Genomic DNA, 22,053 nt, shown 5'->3' on the forward strand with positions numbered 1-22,053 from the left:
ACAGTCAAAACCACAAGTCACTTCATTTAAGCAACCTGCGAATATCAGCATACTACTAAATTTCACTTAAATTCAGCTTGCTTGCTTTACATTTCTCCATAAAAAAAGCAGACCGATGTCTGCTTTTTTTCGTTCATGAGAATTATTGATCAATAATGTCCGTACCTTTTGGAGGTACAAAGTTAAAGGTTGACGCTGGAATAGACGCATTCACCTTCACATTATTGAAACGTACATTTGTTGTTTGACCTAATGAGTCTTGGAGAATCATTAAGGTTGGTGCATTTTTCGCACCAAAACTAATGGTTAAGCTTTGAAATACGCCATCATCACTTTTTGGATATAAGGTGTAATAAGTTTTTGTCTTATTTGGCTGTGTAATACGATAAGACTTCATGATTTGAGCCGTATTACCCGACAATAATAATGCAGGCGTATTCGCAACTTGGTCATCTAAGCTTTGGCGTACTGCTTGTTGTAGGTCTGGGTCATAGATCCAAACTGTTTTACCTGTAGTCGCAATGGTTTGCTTAGATGGGCTGGTTGTTTCCCAATAGAATTTACCCGGACGCTGAACTTTCATGACCCCAGTAAAAGTCTGGTTCATATGCTGAGCACTTAAACCTTTCTTTTGAGTTGCTTTCGGGTTGGTCACTTTTGTAGTTTGCTGAAAGTTAGCAGTAAAACTTTTAATACCCGATAATTGTTTCACCAAATTGGCAGTTGCCTGCTGCTCCGACGCTGCAACTGGTGCCGCGAATACTGTCGTACTCATAACCGGTGCCAGTGTCGCTGCACCTAATGCCATAGCACAGATGGTTTTACGAAGCATTTTCATAGATTCACCTTTTATATTTGCATCAACGCAATTTGTTAGATGGCTCCATCTTAAACCACTTTCATTGACTAAATTTAGAGAAAATAAGAAGTTTTGTATGGTTATTAATGCAAATTGCTGTTTTTTATTCATCATGATGGAGAAATATAAAGTAAAAAGGCACTTGATTTGATTCAAATGCCTTTCAAATAATTAAACCATGATTTAGCAATTTCAACATTCCAATTTTCAGTTATTTCCATTGCCACCCAATAGCCGCTCCTGCACCAAAGTCACTTTCAGAGTTGCTGGTTACCCCAATTTTATACACATATTTTTTGTTTTCAGTGACACCACTGAAGCCAAGAGCATAGCCTTGCTCACCGTCCCAAGTCCCCATACCTGCACTGAACATGTTGTAACCTGCATCTGTAGGTTGTGGTAAGGAAGCGATTGCAATGCTTGAAGCCACTGCTGCATAGGTTCGATCTTCGAGTTTTCGCATGTCTCTATTCAAGGCGTTTACACGACTATCAGTATAGGCGTTTGCCTGGTTAAGAGTTTGTTGTCCAACTTGGTTCACATAAGTTTTTGCTTCATTCAGGATATAGGTGTCAGCAGCATCCATTACTTCTTTAGAGATCCCATTGGTACCATTTGTTCCTTTAAGGCTGGCCAACCATTGAGTAACGCTGCCTTCAAAACCATTACCAACTGCAACGTCATAAGCACTAAAACCTGTTGCACCAGTCATACCTGTATTCCCCATATCGCCTTTTAAGCTAGCGAGCCATTCGGTAATGGTACCGTCAAAACCATTTACTTGCGCAACTTGATAAGCATTATATCCAGTGGCTCCTGTCTCACCTGTTGCTCCAGTATCACCTTTCACACCTTGGATACCTTGCGCTCCAGTATCACCTTTTACACCTTGGATACCTTGCTCACCCTGTAAACCTTGAAGACCCTGTTCACCTTGTGCTCCAGTATCACCTTTCACACCTTGGATACCTTGCTCGCCCTGTAAACCTTGAAGACCTTGTTCACCTTGTGCTCCAGTATCACCTTTTACACCTTGTGGTCCTTGTGGTCCTTGTGGTCCTTGTGGTCCTTGTGGTCCTTGTGGTCCTTGTGGTCCTTGTGGTCCTTGTGGTCCAGTATGAGGTTTTCCTCCGCCACTATGTCCATAACCATTGCCATTCCCATGACTTGTGTGCCCTTTTCCACCTGAATGCTGATGTGAATCATTACAGCTACTCGAACAGGTTGAACCACCTGAGGCATGCCCTCCTGAACCGCCAGCCCAAGTAATTGAACCCAATGACAGTAAAATACTTACAGCAAGTAATTTTGGTACAGCTTTAATAGCGATTGAAGTCGTTTCACCAAGTCCTAGTGTCTTTTCAAATGCAGTTTGTTGGCTTTTATCAGGATAATTCCTTTTCTGATAGTCAGTATTGATAAAAACCGTATTCAATATTTTATTCATGTCCTTATCCTTTTTTTGTATTTGTACTCCTCTATTACGCTCTTTATTTTTTGTGATTAAAATCACCATTTATGGTTATTTATTGATGCATACATCGTTTGTAACAATCTAAAAAAATACCTCACATTTTCTTCAGACGAAAAAAAACCCGCAAAAATGCGGGTTTTTTCTATTAAAGCTTACGCTTCAACAGATACGTAGCGACGACCGAATTGGCCTTTCACTTCGAATTTTACAACGCCGTCAGCAGTTGCAAATAAAGTATGGTCACGGCCCATACCTACATTTACACCAGCGTGGAATTCAGTACCACGTTGACGAACGATGATGTTACCAGCAGTCACAGATTGACCGCCGTAGATTTTAACACCCAACATTTTTGGGTTCGAGTCACGACCGTTTTTAGTCGAACCACCGGCTTTTTTAGTTGCCATGTCTACTTACTCCTCGTAATTAGCCTGAAATAGCTGTAATTTTCAACTCAGTGAACCATTGACGGTGACCTTGTTGTTTACGATAGTGTTTACGACGACGCATTTTGATGATGCGGATTTTGTCGTGACGACCATGGCTAACTACTTCAGCAGTTACTTTAGCGCCAGCTACTACTGGTGCACCAATTTGAATGCTGTCACCGTTAACAAGCATCAACACGTCATCAAAAGTAACAGTTGAGCCAGTTTCAGCTTTCAATAATTCTACTTTAAGGGTTTCACCCTCAACTACACGGTGTTGTTTACCACCGCTTTGGATTACTGCGTACATTTAAGTACTCCAAACATGCCCGTGTTGTCGTGCCGGTAAAGGGATATACCGATCTTAAAACGATCGTCACTGGGGTTTTGCAAAGGCAAAGATTTTAAGGGATAACCCGAAAAACAACAAGTCATTTCCGTAAAATATTAGATGAGTCTGCGTTTATTATATAAACAGCGTCATTAAAACTATTAAAATGAGTGCTCCAATTCACTGAACATGCTTTTGGCAGGGTTTGACATAGATTTTTAGCAACAATTCGCTAATATACACTGGACTGACATCAACAACATGCTGTTCAAACAACATGCTAAAGATAAAAGTCTGTTAAAAAATAAGCACAAAACTACCGCTTGATGAAAAAAATCACTTAAGATTAAGTCAATTGAGTAAGTTCTTATCTGTTATTCCTATAACAAATTGCTACACTACGTCTGTAATTCAAAAATTATTGAGGTTTCTCTTCATATGACCATCGACTTTAAGCAAGATATTCTCGCGCCTGTTGCCACTGACTTTGCTGCGATGGACAAATTTATTAATGAAGGGATCACATCTAAAGTTGCCTTGGTCATGGCCGTCAGTAAACATGTAGTTGAAGCAGGCGGTAAACGCATGCGTCCAATTATGTGCTTACTTGCAGCAAAAGCTTGCGGCGCAGAAGATTTAGAAAAACATCGTAAACTTGCAGCAATTATTGAAATGCTACATACCGCAACCTTGGTACATGACGACGTAGTTGATGAATCAGGTTTACGCCGTGGTCGCCCAACTGCAAATGCGACATGGAATAATCAAACTGCGGTACTTGTGGGTGACTTTCTAATTTCTCGTGCTTTTGATTTATTGGTGGATCTAGACAGCAAAGTATTACTCAAAGACTTTTCAACGGGCACCTGTGAAATTGCTGAAGGTGAAGTGTTACAACTTCAATCACAGCACCAACCCGAAACCACTGAACAAACCTACTTAGATATTATTCACGGTAAAACATCACGTTTATTTGAGCTCGCCACCGAAGGTGCAGCGATTCTGACTGGTACACCAGAGTACCGTGAACCGCTTAGAAAATTTGCCGGACACTTTGGAAATGCCTTTCAAATTATTGACGATATTTTAGATTACACCTCAGATGCTGAAACATTAGGTAAAAATATTGGTGATGATTTGATGGAAGGTAAACCAACTTTACCTTTAATCTCTGCCTTAAAGAATACCACTGGCGAAGATCATGACATTATTCGCCGCAGTATTGCCACAGGTGGTACGGCAGATTTAGAGCGTGTTATTCAGATTGTACAAAGCTCTGGGGCACTCGATTATTGTAGCCAACGTGCGACTGAAGAAACTGAAGCAGCACTAGCCGCTTTAGCGGCATTACCAGATACTGAATATCGTCAAGCTTTAATCAACCTCGCAAACTTGGCATTACACCGAATTCAATAATTAACAATATTCATCGTAATTCCCCTTGCCTATGCATATAAAACTGAATGATATCTTTTTGACCATGCAGCAACAGCTCGATACCCCTCGGGCTGTGCTGGATGAAAACTTGCTGATCGAATTGGTCAACCGAATTCGACCAGAAGATACAAAAAACACCGACGAAATTAAGAAAAAATTTCAGGCTTTCATCCAAGCTTTACTCATCACGCCAGATGCAGCCTCTACCCTGCAAAGCTTTGTTCTAAAACTCATTAGCCGATATAAGCAAACCAGTTTATATGCGGACACGGGTATTTTGTCTCTCGATGGTTTTTGGGGACAGCTGTTCCAACGGCTTGGCGCACATTTTCTTCCCCTGATCAATGACGAAACTCAATTACAAGATTTAGTCCGCCGAGTTTTTTATCGTCATAGCGACAAATATTGGCTCGACAATATTGATGATCAGCAATGGATACAGTTATTTCGATTATTTAACCAAGGCCATAGCAATCAGGAAGAAAAAAAGAAAATTCGCCGTGAGTTAATTAAAGCTATTACCGTTTTGTCCTATCGGGTGAGTGGTATTGGCTTATATCCTGAATTTATTAATGCGCAGCCTGAACTGACCGAATATGAATCGCCTTTTTTGGTGCAAAACCGTGAAATAAACGATTTTATTCAACAATATAAAAAGCTCCATCAAAGTGCTGAAGAAATGAGTGCCGTGCTACCACCGGATGCTTCTCAAGCGTTGGTGATGCTGGAACAATGTCGTGATGTGGTGCTGAAGATTCGCCGTGCGACCAAACGTATTGGTGTAAGTGTCAGCCTAACTTACTTATTGTCGCTTTTAGAACAGTGTTTAGATCGCTTAGAAATCTTACTCAACCTGATTGTTGAAGAAGATGACGTCCGCTATGTGTCCATGGGCAGTTTACTCAGTGATGTGACGTCAGCGATTTATAGCGAGCGCAGCGTGCGCGATTTGCTCGCCACCAATAGTGAGTTGGTTGCCCTACAAGTTACCGAAAACGCAAGTAAAACTGGCGAACACTATGTAAGTACAGACAAACAAGGCTTTATGAGCATGTACCGATCTGCGGCAGGTGCCGGCGTGATCATTGCATGTATGGCAACTTTAAAAGTGCTGATGGCCCGTGTGACCATGGCACCGCTCATGCAAGCCATTTCATATAGTCTGAACTACTCTTTTGGCTTTATGCTGATTCATGTCTTACATTTTACGGTTGCCACTAAACAGCCTGCGATGACAGCTGCCGCACTTGCCTCGACGGTTCAGCATCGTAAAGGCTCGAAAATGGCGCAGATTGCCGAACTGGCCGCGCTGATTATTAATATTATCCGTACCCAGTTTATTGCGATTTTAGGCAACATCAGTATTGCGATTCCGGTTGCAGCGCTGATCGCCCTCAGTTGGGACATGGCCTTACATGAACCCTTAATGAACCATGCAAAAGCAGCCAAAACCTTACACGACCTCAATCCCTTCACCTCACTCGCTGTCCCCCATGCTGCGATTGCTGGGGTATGTTTGTTTTTATCCGGTTTAATTGCTGGTTACTTTGACAACATGGCGGTCTACCGCAAAGTTGGACCACGGATTCAAGCACATCCAAAGTTAAAACGCATCATGGGTCAAGACAGACTGGATAAATTTGCCGCTTACATTGAGCGAAACTTAGGTGCTTTGGCGGGTAATTTCTTATTCGGGATCATGCTTGGTAGTATGGGAACGATTGGTTATATCTTAGGTTTACCTTTAGATATTCGCCACATTGCCTTCGCATCGGCAAACTTTATTCAAGGCCTCATCAATATCAATGGTTCACCAGACATTGGCTTAATCATTGTGTCATTCTTAGGGGTTATTCTGATCGGTCTTACCAACTTATTCGTCAGTTTCACGTTAACCATTATTGTGGCACTACGGGCACGTCGCGTAAGATTTGAACAATGGAAACCACTGGCTAAATTGGTGATGACTCATTTTCTAACTCGACCAAGTGACTTTTTCTGGCCACCGAAAACTCCACTTGAAGTTGAAGATGGCACACAAACCAGTAAGAACAATCATTAGCAGATTTGTGTTTTATTTTAGTAAGATGTAAATGAACACAAAAAATAAAATCAGTATGATTTACACAGACTTGAAATAAAGTGTACTGATGAGTACACTTTAGTCCATTAATTAACCGAGCTCGAACCGGTTAAAATGACAAGGAATAAAATATGCCACGAACGCTACTGTTTGTTGGTTTTTTTGCATTAATTATCAGTGTGTTGTCTCTTTATTCCAGCCATTTAAATCTAATAGATTTAAATCTCGTGGAATGGATGAGTCAGCACCGTATTGCTGTTTTTAATCAAATTGCCATCGGACTTTCGGCACTAGGCGGCATGCCTTTTGTATTATTTTTCACCACACTATGGTGTTTACACTTTGCGTGGTATAAAAAATACACAGAGCTTGTTTTTATCAGTATAGGGATCTTTGGAAGTATCGGCCTTGCATGGTTGCTTAAATTTACGTTCACCAGACCGCGTCCCCCAGAAATGTACCATCTTGTAGCGTCTTACGGGAGTTCATTTCCAAGCGCACACAGTTGTTATGCTGCATCGCTTGCGTGTCTGATGATCTTGATTTACCGACAACATGCTCAACATCGCTTGATCACCATTTTGGCATTGTTATGGATGCTGTGTATGGGTGTTTCGCGAATTTATGTTGGGGTTCATTTTCCGACAGATGTCTTATCCGGTTGGAGCATAAGTTTTATTTGGATCACGCTACTTTATTTGAGTTACATCAAAATCAGTAAAGCGTAAACAAATGAATAATTTAGATAAATATCTAATTGAGGTGGAACAATGATGTCTGCAAAGCTTTGGGCTCCTGCCCTGACTGCTTGCGCATTGGCAACAAGTATTGCACTTGTTGGTTGTAGCAAAGATCCTAAAGATGCACAGCAAGCTGCTGCTGCACAGCAAATGCCACCAACTGAAGTCGGTGTCATTGTTGCCCAACCGCAAAGCGTTGAACAATCTGTTGAACTTTCAGGCCGTACATCTGCCTATGAAATTTCAGAAGTACGTCCACAAACCAGTGGTGTAGTACTGAAACGTCTATTTGCAGAAGGCAGTTATGTTCGCGAAGGACAAGCCTTGTACGAGATCGACTCGCGTACAAACCGTGCTTCAGCTGACAGTGCTCGTGCTGCTTTAACACGTCAACAAGCTAACTTAAACGTGTTACGTGTTAAAGAAGGTCGTTACCGTCAGCTTGTTGGCTCAAATGCGATTTCAAAACAAGAATACGACGATATTGTTGCTCAAGTTAAACTGGCTGAAGCAGATGTTGCTGCATCTCAGGCAGAACTTAAAAATGCAGAAATTAACTTAGGTTACTCGACTGTACGTGCGCCAATTTCAGGTCAAACCAACCGTTCAACAGTGACAGCGGGTGCATTAGTTACTGCATCTCAGGCTGATCCATTAGTCACAATTCAACGTCTTGATCCAATGTACGTTGACATTAACCAATCAAGTGCTGAACTTCTTCGTCTTCGCCAACAGTTAAGCAAAGGCAACTTAGACAGCAGTAATAACACCAAAGTGAAATTACGTCTTGAAGATGGTAGCGAATACCCAATTGAAGGTCGTCTTGCATTTTCTGATGCGAGTGTGAACCCTGATACAGGTACGGTTACGCTTCGCGCTGTGTTCTCTAACCCGAACCATTTATTGCTTCCGGGTATGTTTGCCAATGCTCGCATCGTTCAAGGTGTGATTCCAAACGCTTACCTTATTCCACAAGCTGCTATTACACGTACCCCTACAGGTCAAGCTATGGCAATGATTGTGAATGCAAAAGGTGCTGTAGAATCTCGTCCTGTAACAACAGTCGGTACTCAAGGTGCAAACTGGATCGTGACTCAAGGCTTAAACACTGGCGATAAAGTGATTGTTGACGGTATTGCGAAAGTGAAAGCTGAGCAACAAGTTGTAGCCAAACCGTATCAACCTCAGGCTGCTGCACCTCAAGGTGCTCAACAACCTGCTGCAGCAAAGCCAGACGCTAAAGCTGCAGAACAAGCAGCGCCTAAAACTGAACAAAAAGCTACTTCAAACGCATAAGGAGTAGACTGAATGGCTCAATTCTTTATTCATCGCCCCATTTTTGCGTGGGTGATTGCATTGGTTATTATGCTAGCGGGTGTACTCACGCTATCAAATATGCCAATTGCACAGTATCCGACCATTGCACCGCCAACGGTTTCAATCTCTGCGACTTATCCTGGTGCGTCTGCAGAAACGGTTGAAAACACCGTAACCCAAATCATTGAACAACAAATGAATGGTTTGGATGGCTTACGTTATATTTCGTCAAACAGTGCGGGTAACGGTCAGGCATCTATTACATTGAACTTTGAACAAGGGATCGATCCAGATATCGCCCAAGTTCAAGTCCAAAACAAACTCCAGTCTGCGACAGCGCTTTTACCTGAAGACGTACAACGTCAAGGTGTAAAAGTCACCAAATCTGGCGCAAGCTTCCTACAAGTTGTAGCATTCCACTCACCGTCAGGTAAGTTGACTGCGGACGACATTAAGGACTATGTAAACTCTAATATTTCTGAACCGCTCAGCCGTGTGGCAGGTGTAGGTGAAGTCCAAGTATTCGGTGGTTCTTATGCGATGCGTATTTGGCTAGATCCATCCAAAATGGCAAACCTACAAGTTACACCGAGTGATGTGGCTGCGGCTATCCGTACACAGAATGCTCAGGTTGCTGTTGGTCAGTTAGGTGGTGCGCCTTCAACTGAAGGTCAAGTCCTGAACGCGACGGTTACAGCACAAAGTTTGTTGCAAACACCAGAGCAGTTTAAAAACATTTTCCTGCGTAACAGTAGTGATGGTGCTCAGGTACGTTTAGGTGATGTTGCACGTGTTGAATTAGGTGCTGACAACTATCAGTTCGACTCTAAGTTCAACAACAAACCTGCTGGTGGTGTAGCGATCAAACTAGCAACTGGTGCAAACGCATTAGATACAGCCGAAGCTGTTGAAGCACGTTTAAAAGAACTACGTCCAAACTACCCTGAAGGTTTAAAAGACACGCTTGCATTTGATACGACTCCATTCATTAAGTTATCGATTGAAAGTGTTGTACATACCCTTGTAGAAGCCGTGATTCTTGTATTCTTTGTGATGTTCTTATTCTTACAGAACTGGCGCGCAACGATTATCCCGACATTGGCTGTACCTGTAGTGGTATTGGGTACTTTTGCTGTCATTAACATGTTTGGTTTCTCGATCAACACACTCACCATGTTCGCGATGGTACTGGCGATTGGTCTCCTCGTGGATGATGCTATTGTTGTCGTAGAGAACGTTGAACGTGTCATGGTTGAAGATCATCTTGACCCAGTGACTGCAACTGAAATCTCAATGAAACAGATCTCGGGTGCCTTAATCGGTATTACCTCTGTGTTAACCGCTGTATTCGTGCCGATGGCATTTTTCGGTGGTACGACAGGTGTAATTTATCGTCAGTTCTCAATCACGCTGGTAACAGCAATGATTCTGTCATTGATTGTAGCATTGACCTTTACCCCTGCCCTATGTGCGACCATGTTGAAACAACATGATCCAAACAAACCTGAAAGCAACAATATCTTTGCCCGTTTCTTCCGTTGGTTTAACAGCTCTTTTGATAAAGTTGCGCATAAATACCAAGGCGGCGTGAACTTCATGACACACCACAAGATTTTCTCTGGTGTGATTTATGCAGTTGTAATCGGCTTATTAGTGCTTTTATTCCAAAAGTTACCATCATCATTCTTACCTGAAGAAGACCAAGGTGTTGTAATGACACTGGTACAGTTACCACCGAATGCCTCACTTGAGCGTACGGATAAAACTGTCACTGCAATGACCGATTACTTCCTGAAAAACGAAGAAAAATATGTCGATTCTGTATTCAGTGTTGCCGGTTTCTCGTTCACAGGTGTGGGTCAAAACGCAGGTCTTGCATTCATCAAGTTAAAAGATTGGGAAGACCGTACATCACCTGAATCTCAAGTGGGTGCGATTATTCAACGTGGTATGGCATTGAACATGATCGTGAAGGATGCTTCATACATCATGCCAATCCAATTACCAGCAATGCCTGAATTGGGTGTAACTGCCGGCTTCAACTTGCAGTTAAAAGCTTCTGCAGGTCAAACTCATCAACAACTTATCGATGCCCGTAATATGGTACTCGGTATGGCTGCTCAAGATAAACGCCTCATGGGTGTTCGTCCTAACGGCCAAGAAGATACGCCACAATACAAAATCACGATTGACCAAGCTCAAGCCGGTGCTATGGGAGTCAGCATTGCTGAAATCAATACCACAATGGGTATGGCATGGGGTGGTTCTTACATCAACGACTTCGTTGACCGTGGTCGTGTGAAGAAAGTCTATGTACAGGGTGAAGCTGCGGCACGTATGATGCCTGAAGACCTGAGCCAGTGGTATGTTCGTAACAACCAAGGCACAATGGTTCCATTCTCGACCTTCGCTACTGGCGAATGGACTTATGGTTCACCACGTCTTGAACGTTATAACGGTATCGCATCTGTGAACATTCAAGGTTCACCGGGTGTGGGTGTAAGTTCGGGCGACGCGATGAAAGCGATGGAAGAAATTGTACAAAAACTTCCTTCGATGGGCGTTCAAGGCTTTGACTATGAATGGACTGGTTTATCTCTAGAAGAACGTGAGTCTGGCGCACAAGCACCATTCCTATACGCACTTTCATTGTTAATCGTCTTCCTATGTCTTGCTGCCTTGTATGAAAGCTGGTCTATTCCGTTCTCAGTATTACTGGTTGTACCATTAGGTGTATTGGGTGCGTTATTACTGACTTTCCTTGGAATGGTGTTCTTCAAAAATCCAAACTTGGCGAATAACATTTACTTCCAGGTGGCTATTATTGCCGTCATTGGTTTGTCCGCGAAGAATGCGATCTTGATCGTAGAATTCGCCAAAGAACTTCAAGAAAAAGGTGAAGATCTGTTTGACGCAACATTGCATGCCGCTAAAATGCGTCTACGTCCAATTATCATGACCACTTTAGCCTTTGGTTTTGGTGTACTTCCGCTTGCCCTTTCTTCGGGTGCAGGTGCAGGTAGCCAGCACTCTGTAGGTTATGGTGTATTGGGTGGCGTAATCAGTTCTACCCTACTTGGTATCTTCTTTATTCCTGTGTTCTACGTATGGATCCGAAGTATCTTTAAGTACAAACCAAAACAACAAAATAATCAGGAGCATTTATCGTGATGCAAAATGTATGGTCTATTGCAGGTCGTAGCATTGCGGTTTCTTCACTTGCGCTTGCTTTGGCTGCCTGCCAAAGCATGCGTGGTCCAGAGCCGGTTGTTCAGACCAATATCCCCGAAAGCTACACAGCAAGTGCTTCTGGTACTTCTGTTGCTGAACAAGGATATAAAGATTTCTTTGCTGACCAACGTCTGGTACAAGTTCTTGACTTAGCTTTAGCCAATAACCGTGACCTACGTACGGCTGCTTTAAATATTGAACGTGCACAGCAACAGTATCAAATCACTGCCAATGGTCAATTACCAACCATTGGTGCAAGTGGTAGCGTACTTCGTCAAGACACGATGAATTCAAAGCCTATCACCTCTTATAATGTCGGTTTAGGTGTCACTGCCTATGAACTTGATTTTTGGGGTCGTGTACGTAGCTTAAAAGACAATGCTTTAGACAGTTACCTTGCAACTGCAAGTGCCCGTGATGCAACACAAATTGCGTTGATCGGTCAAGTGGCTCAAGCATGGTTAAACTATGCATACGCTAACTCGAACTTGAAGCTTGCAGATCAAACCTTAAAGGCTCAGCTTGAATCTTACAACCTGAACAAAAAGCGTTTTGATGTCGGTATTGACAGTGAAGTTCCTGTTCGTCAGGCTCAAATTTCTGTAGAAACTGCACGTAATGATGTTGCGAACTACAAAACTCAAATTGCTCAAGCGCAAAATTTATTGAATCTATTAGTGGGTCAACAAGTACCTGCGAACTTGCTGCCGAACCAACGTGTCAATCGAATTACTTCGACCAATACCATTGGTTCAGGTATTCCAAGTGACTTGTTGAACAACCGTCCAGATGTCCGTGCAGCTGAATATAAACTGTCTGCTGCCGGTGCGAACATTGGTGCAGCTAAAGCACGTCTGTTCCCTACGATTAGTCTGACAGGTTCAGCCGGTTATGCTTCAACGGACTTAGGTGATCTATTTAAATCAGGCAACTTTGTATGGTCTGCTGGCCCTAGCCTAGATATTCCAATCTTCGACTGGGGTACACGTCAGGCAAATATTAAAGTTTCTGAAACTGACCAGAAAATTGCATTGTCTGATTATGAAAAATCAGTTCAGTCAGCTTTCCGTGAAGTGAATGATGCGCTTGCAGTTCGCCAAAACATTGGTGATCGTATTGCAGCACAGCGCCGTTTAGTTGATGCAACCAATACAACGTACAAACTATCAAATGCCCGCTTCCGTGCTGGTATTGATAGCTACTTAACTGTGCTGGATGCGCAGCGTGCATCTTATGCAGCTGAGCAAGGTTTGTTGTTGCTTGAACAAGCAAATCTCAACAACCAAGTTGAATTGTATAAAACACTTGGTGGTGGTATCAAAGCCAACACTTCTGATGCTGTGCAATACCAACCTTCTACTGCTGAGCGTAAGGCTGCATCAAAACAATAATTTGATTTAGCCTAGCCAGTAATATTTGAAAAGCTCACTTCGGTGGGCTTTTTTCATTTTTAGATCGAAGCTTTAAAATAAAAATGAACATATTGCTTTTTGCTGAAGAGTTTCCTATCTTCAATTCACCTTTTTATATTGATAACTAAAAATGCTTTTAAGTAATCTTGAATCTGTTCCGGGTCATACCATTACACAACAACTTGATGTCGTTTATGGCAGTACTGTTCGCAGTAAACATGTTGGTCGTGACTTTATGGCTGGCCTAAAAAATATCGTGGGTGGTGAACTCAAAGGTTATACAGAACTACTCGAAGAATCCCGTCAAGAAGCCATGAGCCGTATGATTGATAAAGCACGTGCCTTAGGCGCGAATGCGGTCGTCGGTATCCGTTTTTCAACCTCAAATATTGCTCAAGGTGCATCTGAATTATTTGTGTATGGCACGGCTGTTCGCGTAGAAGCCAACTCAGAAAAACTCCCAGACCCATTTCCAACTCAGGACTAAGTCATGGATGCCTTTATTTTTAAAGTCCTGATCTTTGTGGTGCTCTTTTGTATTGGTTGGGGCTTCGGTCGCCATATCGAACAAAAGCATCTCAAAGAACTCGAAGCTCAAGAAAAACGTTTAGCGCATATTCAAATAGACAACAACCGTTTTAAAACTACTGAACATTTTGGACAACTGATTTCGAGTAATGTAGTGATTTCACATGATTATTTTAAATATGTGATTGCCAATATTCAGAACTTCTTTGGCGGACGTTTAACCAGCTATGAAAGCATTGTCGATCGGGCACGTCGTGAAGCCGTGGTGCGTTTAAAGCAAGAAGCTGAAAAGATGGGCGCAACGCAAATTATGGGCCTGCGTTTAAGCACCACTGAGTTGGGTATGCAAGGCGGCATGGTCGAAGTCTTTGCGTATGGAACAGCAATTCAAAAGAGAGACATCTGATCTCTCTACTTCTCCCCAATTCATTTTTACTATTTAATTTACTTTACACAATGTGTTTTCAAACTCTTCATAACTCACATTTTCATTGCGACAAACTTTAAAGCAAACTTCATTAAATTTCTTTTCATCAATATTTGGATCATGATAACTAAATGCAACATCTCCAGCATAAGCACGTGCCAGATCTTGCACCACAATGTCAGCTTTACATCCATATAAAGTTGGACATGCCTCTAATGTTCCTTCGTAATACTCTTTACACTGAGTCGGTTCGACATCCACCTTATTGGGTTTTTGCATCGACACATTTAAACCATTTTCATTCATTAGAAGAAAATATTGAAGTTTTCTAAATGGTTTTAAGTCAATCTCGAGTCCCGAATGATTGATACGAGCCAATTGATCTTTGTAAGAATTATGATCATCTGAGATTAACTCTGCATTACCAGCTTTGTCGATTTTGATAAAGTTATAGTTGACAGGCATATATGCACCACTCCCCTTATGTGCAATCACTTCGATCAAATGATCTTTCGCAATAAATGCTCCTGTAAATACAGTCGATTCAACACTGGTCAGCAACTTACCTTTCACTAAAATACAATATCCAAAACATTGATCTTTGAGTCTAGCTTGATCACCTTTAAAATCATCAACAGGATGAAATTCAGCTCGCCATTTAAAATCACCAATTTTATTCGAGCTATAAGGTAATTTATCAACATCTGAATCTTGAGGATTTTGACTATAATACTCAGACTTCAATAATCCTTTTTCATCAAATAGTGCTTCGATCGGTAACCACCCCTCGTTCGGTCCTCGTATTACAACTTCTGCACTCGCCGCTTCAACATTAGGTTCAATCTCAACAGATTCAGTAACTGGTTCTGATACAGTTCCTATTTCTTTTTCAGGCTTTTCGAGTGTTGAGTTGTGCTCAATTTTTTGAGTTTTCTGTTTAAAATAAAAATAAGCCACCGTACCAATTACACCAATGATTGCGCACAAAATGATGGCTATTCCCCATTTGTTAAAATTATTCTTTTTCATTTCTTATCATCTCGATACTCATTAAAAAAGTCACTGTTAAGAGTGACTTTTAAACAATTTAAACTTGTTAAAACTTACTTCACTTTGGTTTTACGAATCATTTTATACAACGTTGTCGGTGATAAACGTGACACCCAAACTCCGAGCTTTTCTTTAGAACCACCCACCACGATGTATTCTTCCCCTCGTTGCAAAGATTGCACTACTGCTTCGGCAAACTCATTGGCTTCTAGACCATTTTCAATGGCTTCATCCTGATGCCCTTGTGGCTTGCCGGCACCATTGAGTGCATTAAATGAAACATTGGTTTTGACAAATCCGGGGAATATCACCGATACGCCCACCCCTTGATCCGCAACTTCCGCACGTAGACTGTTCGCCCACATATGAATGGCAGCTTTTGCAGCAGAATAGGTCGCGCGGTACTGTGTCCCTAAGAGGCCTGCAACACTTGAGACAAAAGCAATTCGACCAGACTTTTGTGCTAAAAATGTCGGTAAAACGGTTTTGGTTAAATAGACTTGCGAAAAATAATCTACTTCCATGATGGCACGTTCAGTTTGCATAGTCGTATCCGTAATCAATGCACGCTGACTCAATCCCGCATTATTGATTAGCCAGTCAATTCGACCTTTATGCGCAAGGACTTGTTCATAAGCATGGCGAACTTGTTCTTCATTGGTAATATCTGCACACACTGAAAGATGCTGATCTGGATGTAATAATGAAACACGGACTTTTTCCAACTCTTCAAAACGACGTGCGGTCAAAATGACCTGCGCCCCTTGCAAAGCACATTCTTTTGCTAAAGCTTCACCCAAACCTGAAGATGCCCCAGTAATCCATACCACTTTTCCGTTCAAATCATCACGTTTTGCCATTTTGACATCCTTTTAAATAACTAATTTATTCATTTATATGTATTTTATGCTTTATGTAGTACAGGCTCATTGTTCAAAAACACCATAAAATGGTCAAAATACTGACTCATCGAACGTGCATCATAAATTTTGCCGAGTTTATCGAAGCGTTTATAACCGAGTTGCGTGGTGAGATTGATGACACCAGTTAAAGTTTTATCCACCACCATATTAAATTTCAGCATTTTTTTCGGTTCACGCACCAAATGCGTCACCCCTGCATCGATCACTTGCGTGAATGCTTTCAACGCGAGCGGCACATATTGATTTTGCCCATCTTTCATCTGACTGACATAGCCCAGCAAGTCAGTGGCTAAAGAGGCATCGATCGGATAATGCATATAATGCTGACCATCTTCGCTGTAAAAACGTCCATATAAATAATTTACCATCGGTACAAGGCGGTCATTGCTGAAAAAAGACACCGACCACGGCATATATTTACGGGTCGTTTCACGTATTTGCTGAATAATTTTTTCGGATTCATTGTCTCCAGACTTATTCATGCGCGCCATTTGGCCAAAAACTTGATCTAAAATTTCACATGCAATATCCGCTAAATTACCCCCTAAGGCTTTGGACTGACTTTCTGTTTCACCTGCATTGAGTTTTTGATGAATCGTCTCAAAACGTTGATATGTCGTAGGTTGAATCTTTAAAGAAATAGAATAAGTCATTTGATATTGCTCCTTTTATCTTAGTTTTGGGATCAATGGATACTTCTTATCTTAGGTCCTATCATACGGACTCTTTTATTTACTGCCAAATCCTAAAAGTTAACATTCGCCCAACATCCCTAATTCACCATTTTTTTTGCTACAATAGATCTAATTTTTTATCCACTTTTGATCTGTTTAGACTATGACTGATTCAGCGCAAAATATTGCTACGACCTACGATCCGACCGAGATCGAGAAAAAATGGTACCAAACCTGGGAAGAGCGCGGTTACTTCAAGCCGTCTCAAAAAGGTGAATCATTCTGTATCATGATTCCGCCGCCAAACGTCACTGGTAGCTTGCACATGGGTCATGGTTTTAACAATGCCATCATGGATGCCTTGACTCGTTATAACCGTATGTCAGGCAAAAATACCTTATGGCAGCCAGGCACTGACCATGCGGGGATCGCAACTCAGATGGTTGTTGAGCGTCAGTTAGGTGCTCAAGGCGTAAGTCGTCATGATCTGGGCCGTGAAAAGTTCATCGAAAAAGTCTGGGAATGGAAAGAACAGTCTGGCGGTAACATTACCCGTCAAATCCGTCGTTTGGGTTCTTCAGTAGACTGGTCACGTGAACGCTTCACCATGGACGAAGGTCTTTCTAACGCGGTTAAAGAAGTATTTGTTAAGCTACATGAAGAAGGCTTAATTTACCGTGGTAAACGCCTAGTCAACTGGGACCCTAAACTACAAACTGCCCTTTCTGACCTAGAAGTTGAGTCTGATAAAGAAGAAGCAGGTTCACTTTGGCACTTCAAATATTTCTTTGAAGACAAATCAATCCGCACCCATGACGGCAAAGATCACATTGTTGTGGCGACAACACGTCCTGAAACATTGCTTGGCGATACAGCTGTTGCGGTTGCGCTTGATGATGAACGCTATGCAGCGCTTGTAGGCAAAAACATCATCCTACCTATTACAGGCCGTGCTGTTCCTATCGTAAAAGACGAATATGTAGACAAAGAATTTGGTACAGGCTGTGTGAAAATCACCCCTGCGCACGACTTCAATGACTATGAAGTGGGCAAACGCTGTGAACTTCCAATCATCAACATCTTCAACAAAAATGCTGAAGTGTTGGCTGAGTTTGAATACATAGCAAAAGCGGGCGAGCAAATTTCTAAAACCATTCCTGCACCTGCGGACTACATTGGTTTAGAACGTTTTGAAGCACGTAAAAAATTGGTTGCTCAAGCGGAAGCTGAAGGCTGGTTAGACCAAATTCAACCATATACCTTGAAGCCACCTCGTGGTGACCGTTCAGGCGTGATCGTTGAGCCACTTCTAACAGACCAATGGTACGTAAAAATTGCACCACTTGCTGAGCCTGCAATTAAAGCGGTTAAAGATGGCGACATCAAATTTGTACCTGAGCAATACAGCAACATGTACATGGCTTGGATGAACAACATTCAAGATTGGTGTATTTCGCGTCAATTATGGTGGGGTCACCGTATTCCAGCTTGGTACGATGCTGAAGGTAACGTATTTGTAGGTCGTGACGAAGCTGAAGTTCGTGCGAAAAATGGCATTGCACCTGAAGTTGCATTGAAACAAGACGAAGACGTGCTTGATACATGGTTCTCATCTGGTCTTTGGACATTCTCAACTTTAGGTTGGACAGGCGACGAAGCAAAAGATAAAGAAAACTATTTCTTAAATACTTTCCACCCGACTGATGTACTTGTAACTGGCTTTGACATCATCTTCTTCTGGGTTGCCCGCATGATCATGATGACCATGCACTTCATGAAAAATGAAGATGGCACACCTCAAGTTCCGTTCAAAACTGTGTACGTTCACGGTTTGGTACGTGATGGCGAAGGTCAGAAAATGTCTAAATCTAAGGGCAACGTGCTTGACCCATTAGACTTGATTGACGGTGTTGACCTTGAAACTTTAGTACAAAAACGTACGACTGGTTTGATGAACCCGAAACAAGCAGCGAAGATTGAAAAATCGACCCGTAAAGAATTCCCTGAAGGTATTCAATCTTACGGTACTGATGCTGTTCGTTTCACGTTCTGTGCGCTTGCAAACACAGGTCGTGACATCAAGTTTGACATGAAACGTGTTGAAGGTTACCGTAACTTTGCCAACAAAATCTGGAACGCGACGCGTTTCGTGATGATGAACTGCGAAGAGCAAGTGATTGGTCAAGAAGTACGTCAAGACCTTTGGGAATTGCCTGAACAGTGGATCGTGAGCCGTCTGCAAAAAGCTGAACAAGCAGTGCAAACAGCATTCGCGACTTACCGTTTAGACTTGGCTGCACAAGCGATTTACGAGTTCATTTGGAATGAATACTGTGACTGGTATGTAGAGCTGACTAAGCCTGTTCTAAATGATGAAAACGTATCAGTTGAGCGTAAAGCTGAAGTACGTCGTGTTCTTCTTGCTGTAATGGAAGCATCTTTACGTTTGGCTCATCCGTTGATGCCGTACCTAACAGAAGAAATCTGGCAAACGCTTGCGCCGAAACTGAACATTTCTGGCGAAACAATCATGTTGGCTCAGTACCCTGTTGCGGATGAAGCGAAAATCAACGAACAAGCTGAAGCAGATATGCAATGGCTGCAAGGTTTGATTGGTGCGGTACGTAATATCCGTGGTGAGATGGGTCTAGGTAATGCTCGCTTGTTGCCTGTTCTACTTCAAAACACGACTGATGCTGAAAAAGCTCAAATCGCGCGTATTGAACCGTTGTTTAAAGCATTGGCTAAAGTTGAAAGCATTACTTTCCTGGCTGACGGTGAACAACCGCCATTGTCTTCATCAAGCGTTGTAGGTCATGTGTCTGTATTCGTTCCAATGAAGGGTTTAATTGACCCTAAAGCGGAATTGGGTCGTCTACAAAAAGACTTAGACAAGGTTCAAAAACAGCATGACCAAATTGCGACTAAGCTTGGCAATGAAGGTTTTGTGGCGAAAGCACCTGCTGCTGTGGTTGAAGGCGAGAAAGTGAAACTTGCTGAATTTGCTGATCAGTTAGCGAAGATTAAAGCGAATATGGAGCAGATTGCGGCGCTCTAAGGTGTTGTTAGTTTGGTTCAAAAAAATCCCCTCTTCGTGAGGGGATTTTTTATTTCCATTTTTGGCAAATGTCTTCAAATGCAACGTCTTTCCATTGCTCTTTCCATAACGTCCAATATGGAATATCACTAGAAGATGGCTCAGGATTACACCGATCTATAGTAACGATAGATGGGAGTACTATTGAATCTCCTACTAGCAATGCATCACCTTGATGCAAGCTAGGCAAAATATCGATAATACCACCAAGCGAATCGGGTAAAAGTTTTCTTACATAGTTTTGATCGACAGGGTTTGTAAGTCGCATCGAAATAAAATTATTACATTGAGCAAAAATAGTTTCAGAAATTTCTGATGGTCTTTGACTAGATAACATTAATGTTATCCCATACTTTCTTCCTTCTTTAGCAATTCGCTCGATTGCAATTTTAGATGCTCGATACTTTGTTAGTTCACTGTTAGGAACATACTTATGTGCTTCTTCGTAAACCATTAAAATAGGAACATCATTATTAATTTTCTCTTCAGCATTAAGCTCAAATCTATGTCTTTTATAAAAATATCCATAATCGAATATTAATCTAGAAATTACTGAAACAGTAATTGTCAGCACTTCAAATGGAACATCACTTAAATCAATTACAGTAATATTAGATTCTTTATCTTTTTCAAAGCCTAAAATTTGTTTAAGAACATTCACAAACTCTATATCTTTAAGGTCGTTATTAAACATAAAACTTAAACGATCTTGTCTAATTTTTTCACTCAAACGATTATAGAATTTATCTAATGTTCCATCAGCATACATACCCTTATTAACATACGAATTTTTCGTAGGTAAAAACTTTAATTGCCTATCAAAAAAATAATTGATTTTTTCATCATCATTTTGAAAATAATAACCAACATCCTTATCAATATTTGCATCATCAATCATGCAATTATCTGGATTTTTAGAACTTTTAGTTTCATTTTTTAAATTAAAAATAGCATTAACAACTTCGTTTAAATCAAATTTTATTGGAGTATCATAAAAAATATTAGATATATCAGGGTTATGCTTTTTCTTATTAAGTGTAACTATTTTCCTAAATATTGAAGACTGATTATAATTATCACGTTCACCTGTATCCAATAAAATTTCTTCTAACTCATCACTATTAAGTAACCAATATGGTATTTCCAACGTATTAATATCTAAAAAATTAGCATTCGGAAATGCATTTTTATATTCAGAGTGAATATCAAAAATAATAATATGAGAATTATTCAGACTAAACTTACCACTTTTTGCAGATACTGCTGTTTGTAGAATTTTAGATAACGTATGTGACTTTCCTGAGCCTGTTGAACCCAAAATGGCAATATGTTTATTAAAGAACTTATTACCATCTATTGGTATTAGAACATTTTTATTAGTACTTAATTTACAAAAATTTAAACGTTTATCCTCTGAAATTGAATTATAAATCGCTCTAATATCCTCTAATGTAGCTGGTTGCACTAACTTAGGTGGAATTGCAATTGTGTCGCCACCTCTTGTAAATTCACCATCTTCCAATACACCTAATGGTAATGCTTCTATTAGATAAATTCTTTGGGTATTGTGATCAATTCCAATTGTAAAATTTTCAATAACAGCAATCAGTATGGCATCATCATTATTAGTCACTCTAATGTATGATCCAACTTTTAATGATTCATTAGGCAGCTTAAAATCTTCAAGATTTGTAACCTGCACAATAATTTTATTAGGTTTTACTGATATTACTTCTGCTAAACATCCTGTATCACTCACAAATCATTCTCCTCAAACAATCTAAATTTGAAAAATAAATATCAAAAGAATCATCAATATCTATAAATGGATTTTTTGAATACATTTGGTAAATATATTTATTTGAAATTTTTTCTTGATGTAATTGATTAAAATCATCAAGATCATTAATAATTTTCTCTGTACACGACAAAAATAGATAACTCATTGAAATAATGTCACAATAATTGTTTTCTAACGACGAATACTATGACACATCTCAATGAGTTATATCTTATCTTAAACAAATCTCTAAAATGGAACA

General features: G+C 40.9%; 17 protein-coding genes. 9 read left to right on the forward strand and 8 right to left on the reverse strand.

Features of this window, described 5'->3' with window-relative positions:
- Nucleotides 1-142: 142 nt before the first annotated feature.
- From lolA to rplU, 4 genes are all read right to left on the reverse strand, one after another.
- On the reverse strand, nucleotides 143-838 hold the full coding sequence (lolA, locus tag FTT85_RS06195; protein ID WP_180011509.1) for an outer membrane lipoprotein chaperone LolA: 696 nt from the start codon (nucleotides 836-838) through the stop codon (nucleotides 143-145).
- Nucleotides 839-1,070: 232 nt separating this feature from the next.
- A complete protein-coding gene (locus tag FTT85_RS18865) occupies nucleotides 1,071-2,306 on the reverse strand; it encodes a YadA-like family protein (protein WP_306674416.1) in 1,236 nt (411 codons plus the stop codon).
- Nucleotides 2,307-2,485: 179 nt separating this feature from the next.
- On the reverse strand, nucleotides 2,486-2,740 hold the full coding sequence (gene rpmA, locus FTT85_RS06205; RefSeq protein WP_067764378.1) for a 50S ribosomal protein L27: 255 nt from the start codon (nucleotides 2,738-2,740) through the stop codon (nucleotides 2,486-2,488).
- A gap of 19 nt (nucleotides 2,741-2,759) precedes the next feature.
- Nucleotides 2,760-3,071 (reverse strand): 50S ribosomal protein L21, encoded by a 312-nt coding sequence (rplU, locus tag FTT85_RS06210; protein WP_078191390.1) that lies wholly within the window; start codon nucleotides 3,069-3,071, stop codon nucleotides 2,760-2,762.
- Nucleotides 3,072-3,530: 459 nt separating this feature from the next.
- Here rplU and sdsA point away from each other — a divergent pair, with 459 nt between their 5' ends.
- The 8 genes from sdsA to FTT85_RS06250 all read left to right on the forward strand — a co-directional run bounded on the left by sdsA (nucleotide 3,531) and on the right by FTT85_RS06250 (nucleotide 14,246).
- Nucleotides 3,531-4,508: an All-trans-nonaprenyl-diphosphate synthase gene (gene sdsA, locus FTT85_RS06215; protein WP_180183120.1), complete on the forward strand. Its 978-nt coding sequence runs from the start codon at nucleotides 3,531-3,533 to the stop codon at nucleotides 4,506-4,508.
- Between the two features lie 31 nt (nucleotides 4,509-4,539).
- The gene (locus FTT85_RS06220; protein WP_180183121.1) at nucleotides 4,540-6,591 is read left to right on the forward strand and encodes a site-specific recombinase; all 2,052 of its coding nucleotides are present in this window, start codon (nucleotides 4,540-4,542) and stop codon (nucleotides 6,589-6,591) included.
- Nucleotides 6,592-6,743: 152 nt separating this feature from the next.
- Complete coding sequence (locus FTT85_RS06225; RefSeq protein WP_180183122.1) at nucleotides 6,744-7,340, forward strand: phosphatase PAP2 family protein; 597 nt, start codon at nucleotides 6,744-6,746, stop codon at nucleotides 7,338-7,340.
- Nucleotides 7,341-7,382: 42 nt separating this feature from the next.
- On the forward strand, nucleotides 7,383-8,648 hold the full coding sequence (locus FTT85_RS06230) for an efflux RND transporter periplasmic adaptor subunit (RefSeq protein WP_078191394.1): 1,266 nt from the start codon (nucleotides 7,383-7,385) through the stop codon (nucleotides 8,646-8,648).
- Nucleotides 8,649-8,660: 12 nt separating this feature from the next.
- Nucleotides 8,661-11,840 carry an efflux RND transporter permease subunit gene (locus FTT85_RS06235; RefSeq protein ID WP_180183123.1) on the forward strand — a complete coding sequence of 1,060 codons (3,180 nt, stop codon included), beginning with the start codon at nucleotides 8,661-8,663 and terminating at the stop codon, nucleotides 11,838-11,840.
- Nucleotides 11,840-13,291, forward strand: a complete 1,452-nt coding sequence (gene adeK, locus FTT85_RS06240; RefSeq protein ID WP_180005082.1) for a multidrug efflux RND transporter AdeIJK outer membrane channel subunit AdeK — start codon at nucleotides 11,840-11,842, stop codon at nucleotides 13,289-13,291. Before FTT85_RS06235 ends, adeK begins: the two co-directional genes overlap by 1 nt.
- Nucleotides 13,292-13,442: 151 nt before the next feature.
- Nucleotides 13,443-13,799: a YbjQ family protein gene (locus FTT85_RS06245; protein ID WP_078191397.1), complete on the forward strand. Its 357-nt coding sequence runs from the start codon at nucleotides 13,443-13,445 to the stop codon at nucleotides 13,797-13,799.
- Nucleotides 13,800-13,802: 3 nt separating this feature from the next.
- Nucleotides 13,803-14,246, forward strand: coding sequence for a YbjQ family protein (locus FTT85_RS06250; protein ID WP_180156209.1), 444 nt, complete (start codon nucleotides 13,803-13,805; stop codon nucleotides 14,244-14,246).
- Nucleotides 14,247-14,279: 33 nt separating this feature from the next.
- Here the strand turns inward: FTT85_RS06250 and FTT85_RS06255 are convergent, their stop codons facing one another.
- From FTT85_RS06255 to FTT85_RS06265, 3 genes are all read right to left on the reverse strand, one after another.
- A complete protein-coding gene (locus tag FTT85_RS06255) occupies nucleotides 14,280-15,296 on the reverse strand; it encodes a hypothetical protein (protein ID WP_180183124.1) in 1,017 nt (338 codons plus the stop codon).
- A gap of 74 nt (nucleotides 15,297-15,370) precedes the next feature.
- Nucleotides 15,371-16,177, reverse strand: a complete 807-nt coding sequence (locus FTT85_RS06260; RefSeq protein ID WP_180055775.1) for an SDR family oxidoreductase — start codon at nucleotides 16,175-16,177, stop codon at nucleotides 15,371-15,373.
- 44 nt (nucleotides 16,178-16,221) lie between these two features.
- A complete protein-coding gene (locus FTT85_RS06265; protein WP_180183125.1) occupies nucleotides 16,222-16,893 on the reverse strand; it encodes a hypothetical protein in 672 nt (223 codons plus the stop codon).
- A 184-nt stretch (nucleotides 16,894-17,077) separates the two neighbouring features.
- Here FTT85_RS06265 and FTT85_RS06270 point away from each other — a divergent pair, with 184 nt between their 5' ends.
- Nucleotides 17,078-19,972, forward strand: a complete 2,895-nt coding sequence (locus FTT85_RS06270) for a valine--tRNA ligase (RefSeq protein ID WP_180183126.1) — start codon at nucleotides 17,078-17,080, stop codon at nucleotides 19,970-19,972.
- A 49-nt stretch (nucleotides 19,973-20,021) separates the two neighbouring features.
- Here the strand turns inward: FTT85_RS06270 and herA are convergent, their stop codons facing one another.
- Entirely contained in the window at nucleotides 20,022-21,770 is a 1,749-nt protein-coding gene (gene herA / locus FTT85_RS06275; protein WP_045795823.1) for an anti-phage-associated helicase HerA, read from the reverse strand.
- Nucleotides 21,771-22,053: the final 283 nt, after the last annotated feature.

It is taken from the genome of Acinetobacter sp. YH01020, assembly GCF_013420275.1.
Taxonomy (GTDB): domain Bacteria; phylum Pseudomonadota; class Gammaproteobacteria; order Pseudomonadales; family Moraxellaceae; genus Acinetobacter; species Acinetobacter amyesii.

Excerpts from the sequence above, each read along its gene's own strand:
- lolA (WP_180011509.1), bottom strand. The coding sequence starts at position 838 with ATGAAAATGCTTCGTAAAACCATCTGTGCTATGGCATTAGGTGCAGCG.
- FTT85_RS18865 (WP_306674416.1), bottom strand. The coding sequence starts at position 2,306 with ATGAATAAAATATTGAATACGGTTTTTATCAATACTGACTATCAGAAA.
- rpmA (WP_067764378.1), bottom strand. The coding sequence starts at position 2,740 with ATGGCAACTAAAAAAGCCGGTGGTTCGACTAAAAACGGTCGTGACTCG.
- rplU (WP_078191390.1), bottom strand. The coding sequence starts at position 3,071 with ATGTACGCAGTAATCCAAAGCGGTGGTAAACAACACCGTGTAGTTGAG.
- sdsA (WP_180183120.1), top strand. The coding sequence starts at position 3,531 with ATGACCATCGACTTTAAGCAAGATATTCTCGCGCCTGTTGCCACTGAC.
- FTT85_RS06220 (WP_180183121.1), top strand. The coding sequence starts at position 4,540 with ATGCATATAAAACTGAATGATATCTTTTTGACCATGCAGCAACAGCTC.
- FTT85_RS06225 (WP_180183122.1), top strand. The coding sequence starts at position 6,744 with ATGCCACGAACGCTACTGTTTGTTGGTTTTTTTGCATTAATTATCAGT.
- FTT85_RS06230 (WP_078191394.1), top strand. The coding sequence starts at position 7,383 with ATGATGTCTGCAAAGCTTTGGGCTCCTGCCCTGACTGCTTGCGCATTG.
- FTT85_RS06235 (WP_180183123.1), top strand. The coding sequence starts at position 8,661 with ATGGCTCAATTCTTTATTCATCGCCCCATTTTTGCGTGGGTGATTGCA.
- adeK (WP_180005082.1), top strand. The coding sequence starts at position 11,840 with ATGCAAAATGTATGGTCTATTGCAGGTCGTAGCATTGCGGTTTCTTCA.
- FTT85_RS06245 (WP_078191397.1), top strand. The coding sequence starts at position 13,443 with ATGCTTTTAAGTAATCTTGAATCTGTTCCGGGTCATACCATTACACAA.
- FTT85_RS06250 (WP_180156209.1), top strand. The coding sequence starts at position 13,803 with ATGGATGCCTTTATTTTTAAAGTCCTGATCTTTGTGGTGCTCTTTTGT.
- FTT85_RS06255 (WP_180183124.1), bottom strand. The coding sequence starts at position 15,296 with ATGAAAAAGAATAATTTTAACAAATGGGGAATAGCCATCATTTTGTGC.
- FTT85_RS06260 (WP_180055775.1), bottom strand. The coding sequence starts at position 16,177 with ATGGCAAAACGTGATGATTTGAACGGAAAAGTGGTATGGATTACTGGG.
- FTT85_RS06265 (WP_180183125.1), bottom strand. The coding sequence starts at position 16,893 with ATGACTTATTCTATTTCTTTAAAGATTCAACCTACGACATATCAACGT.
- FTT85_RS06270 (WP_180183126.1), top strand. The coding sequence starts at position 17,078 with ATGACTGATTCAGCGCAAAATATTGCTACGACCTACGATCCGACCGAG.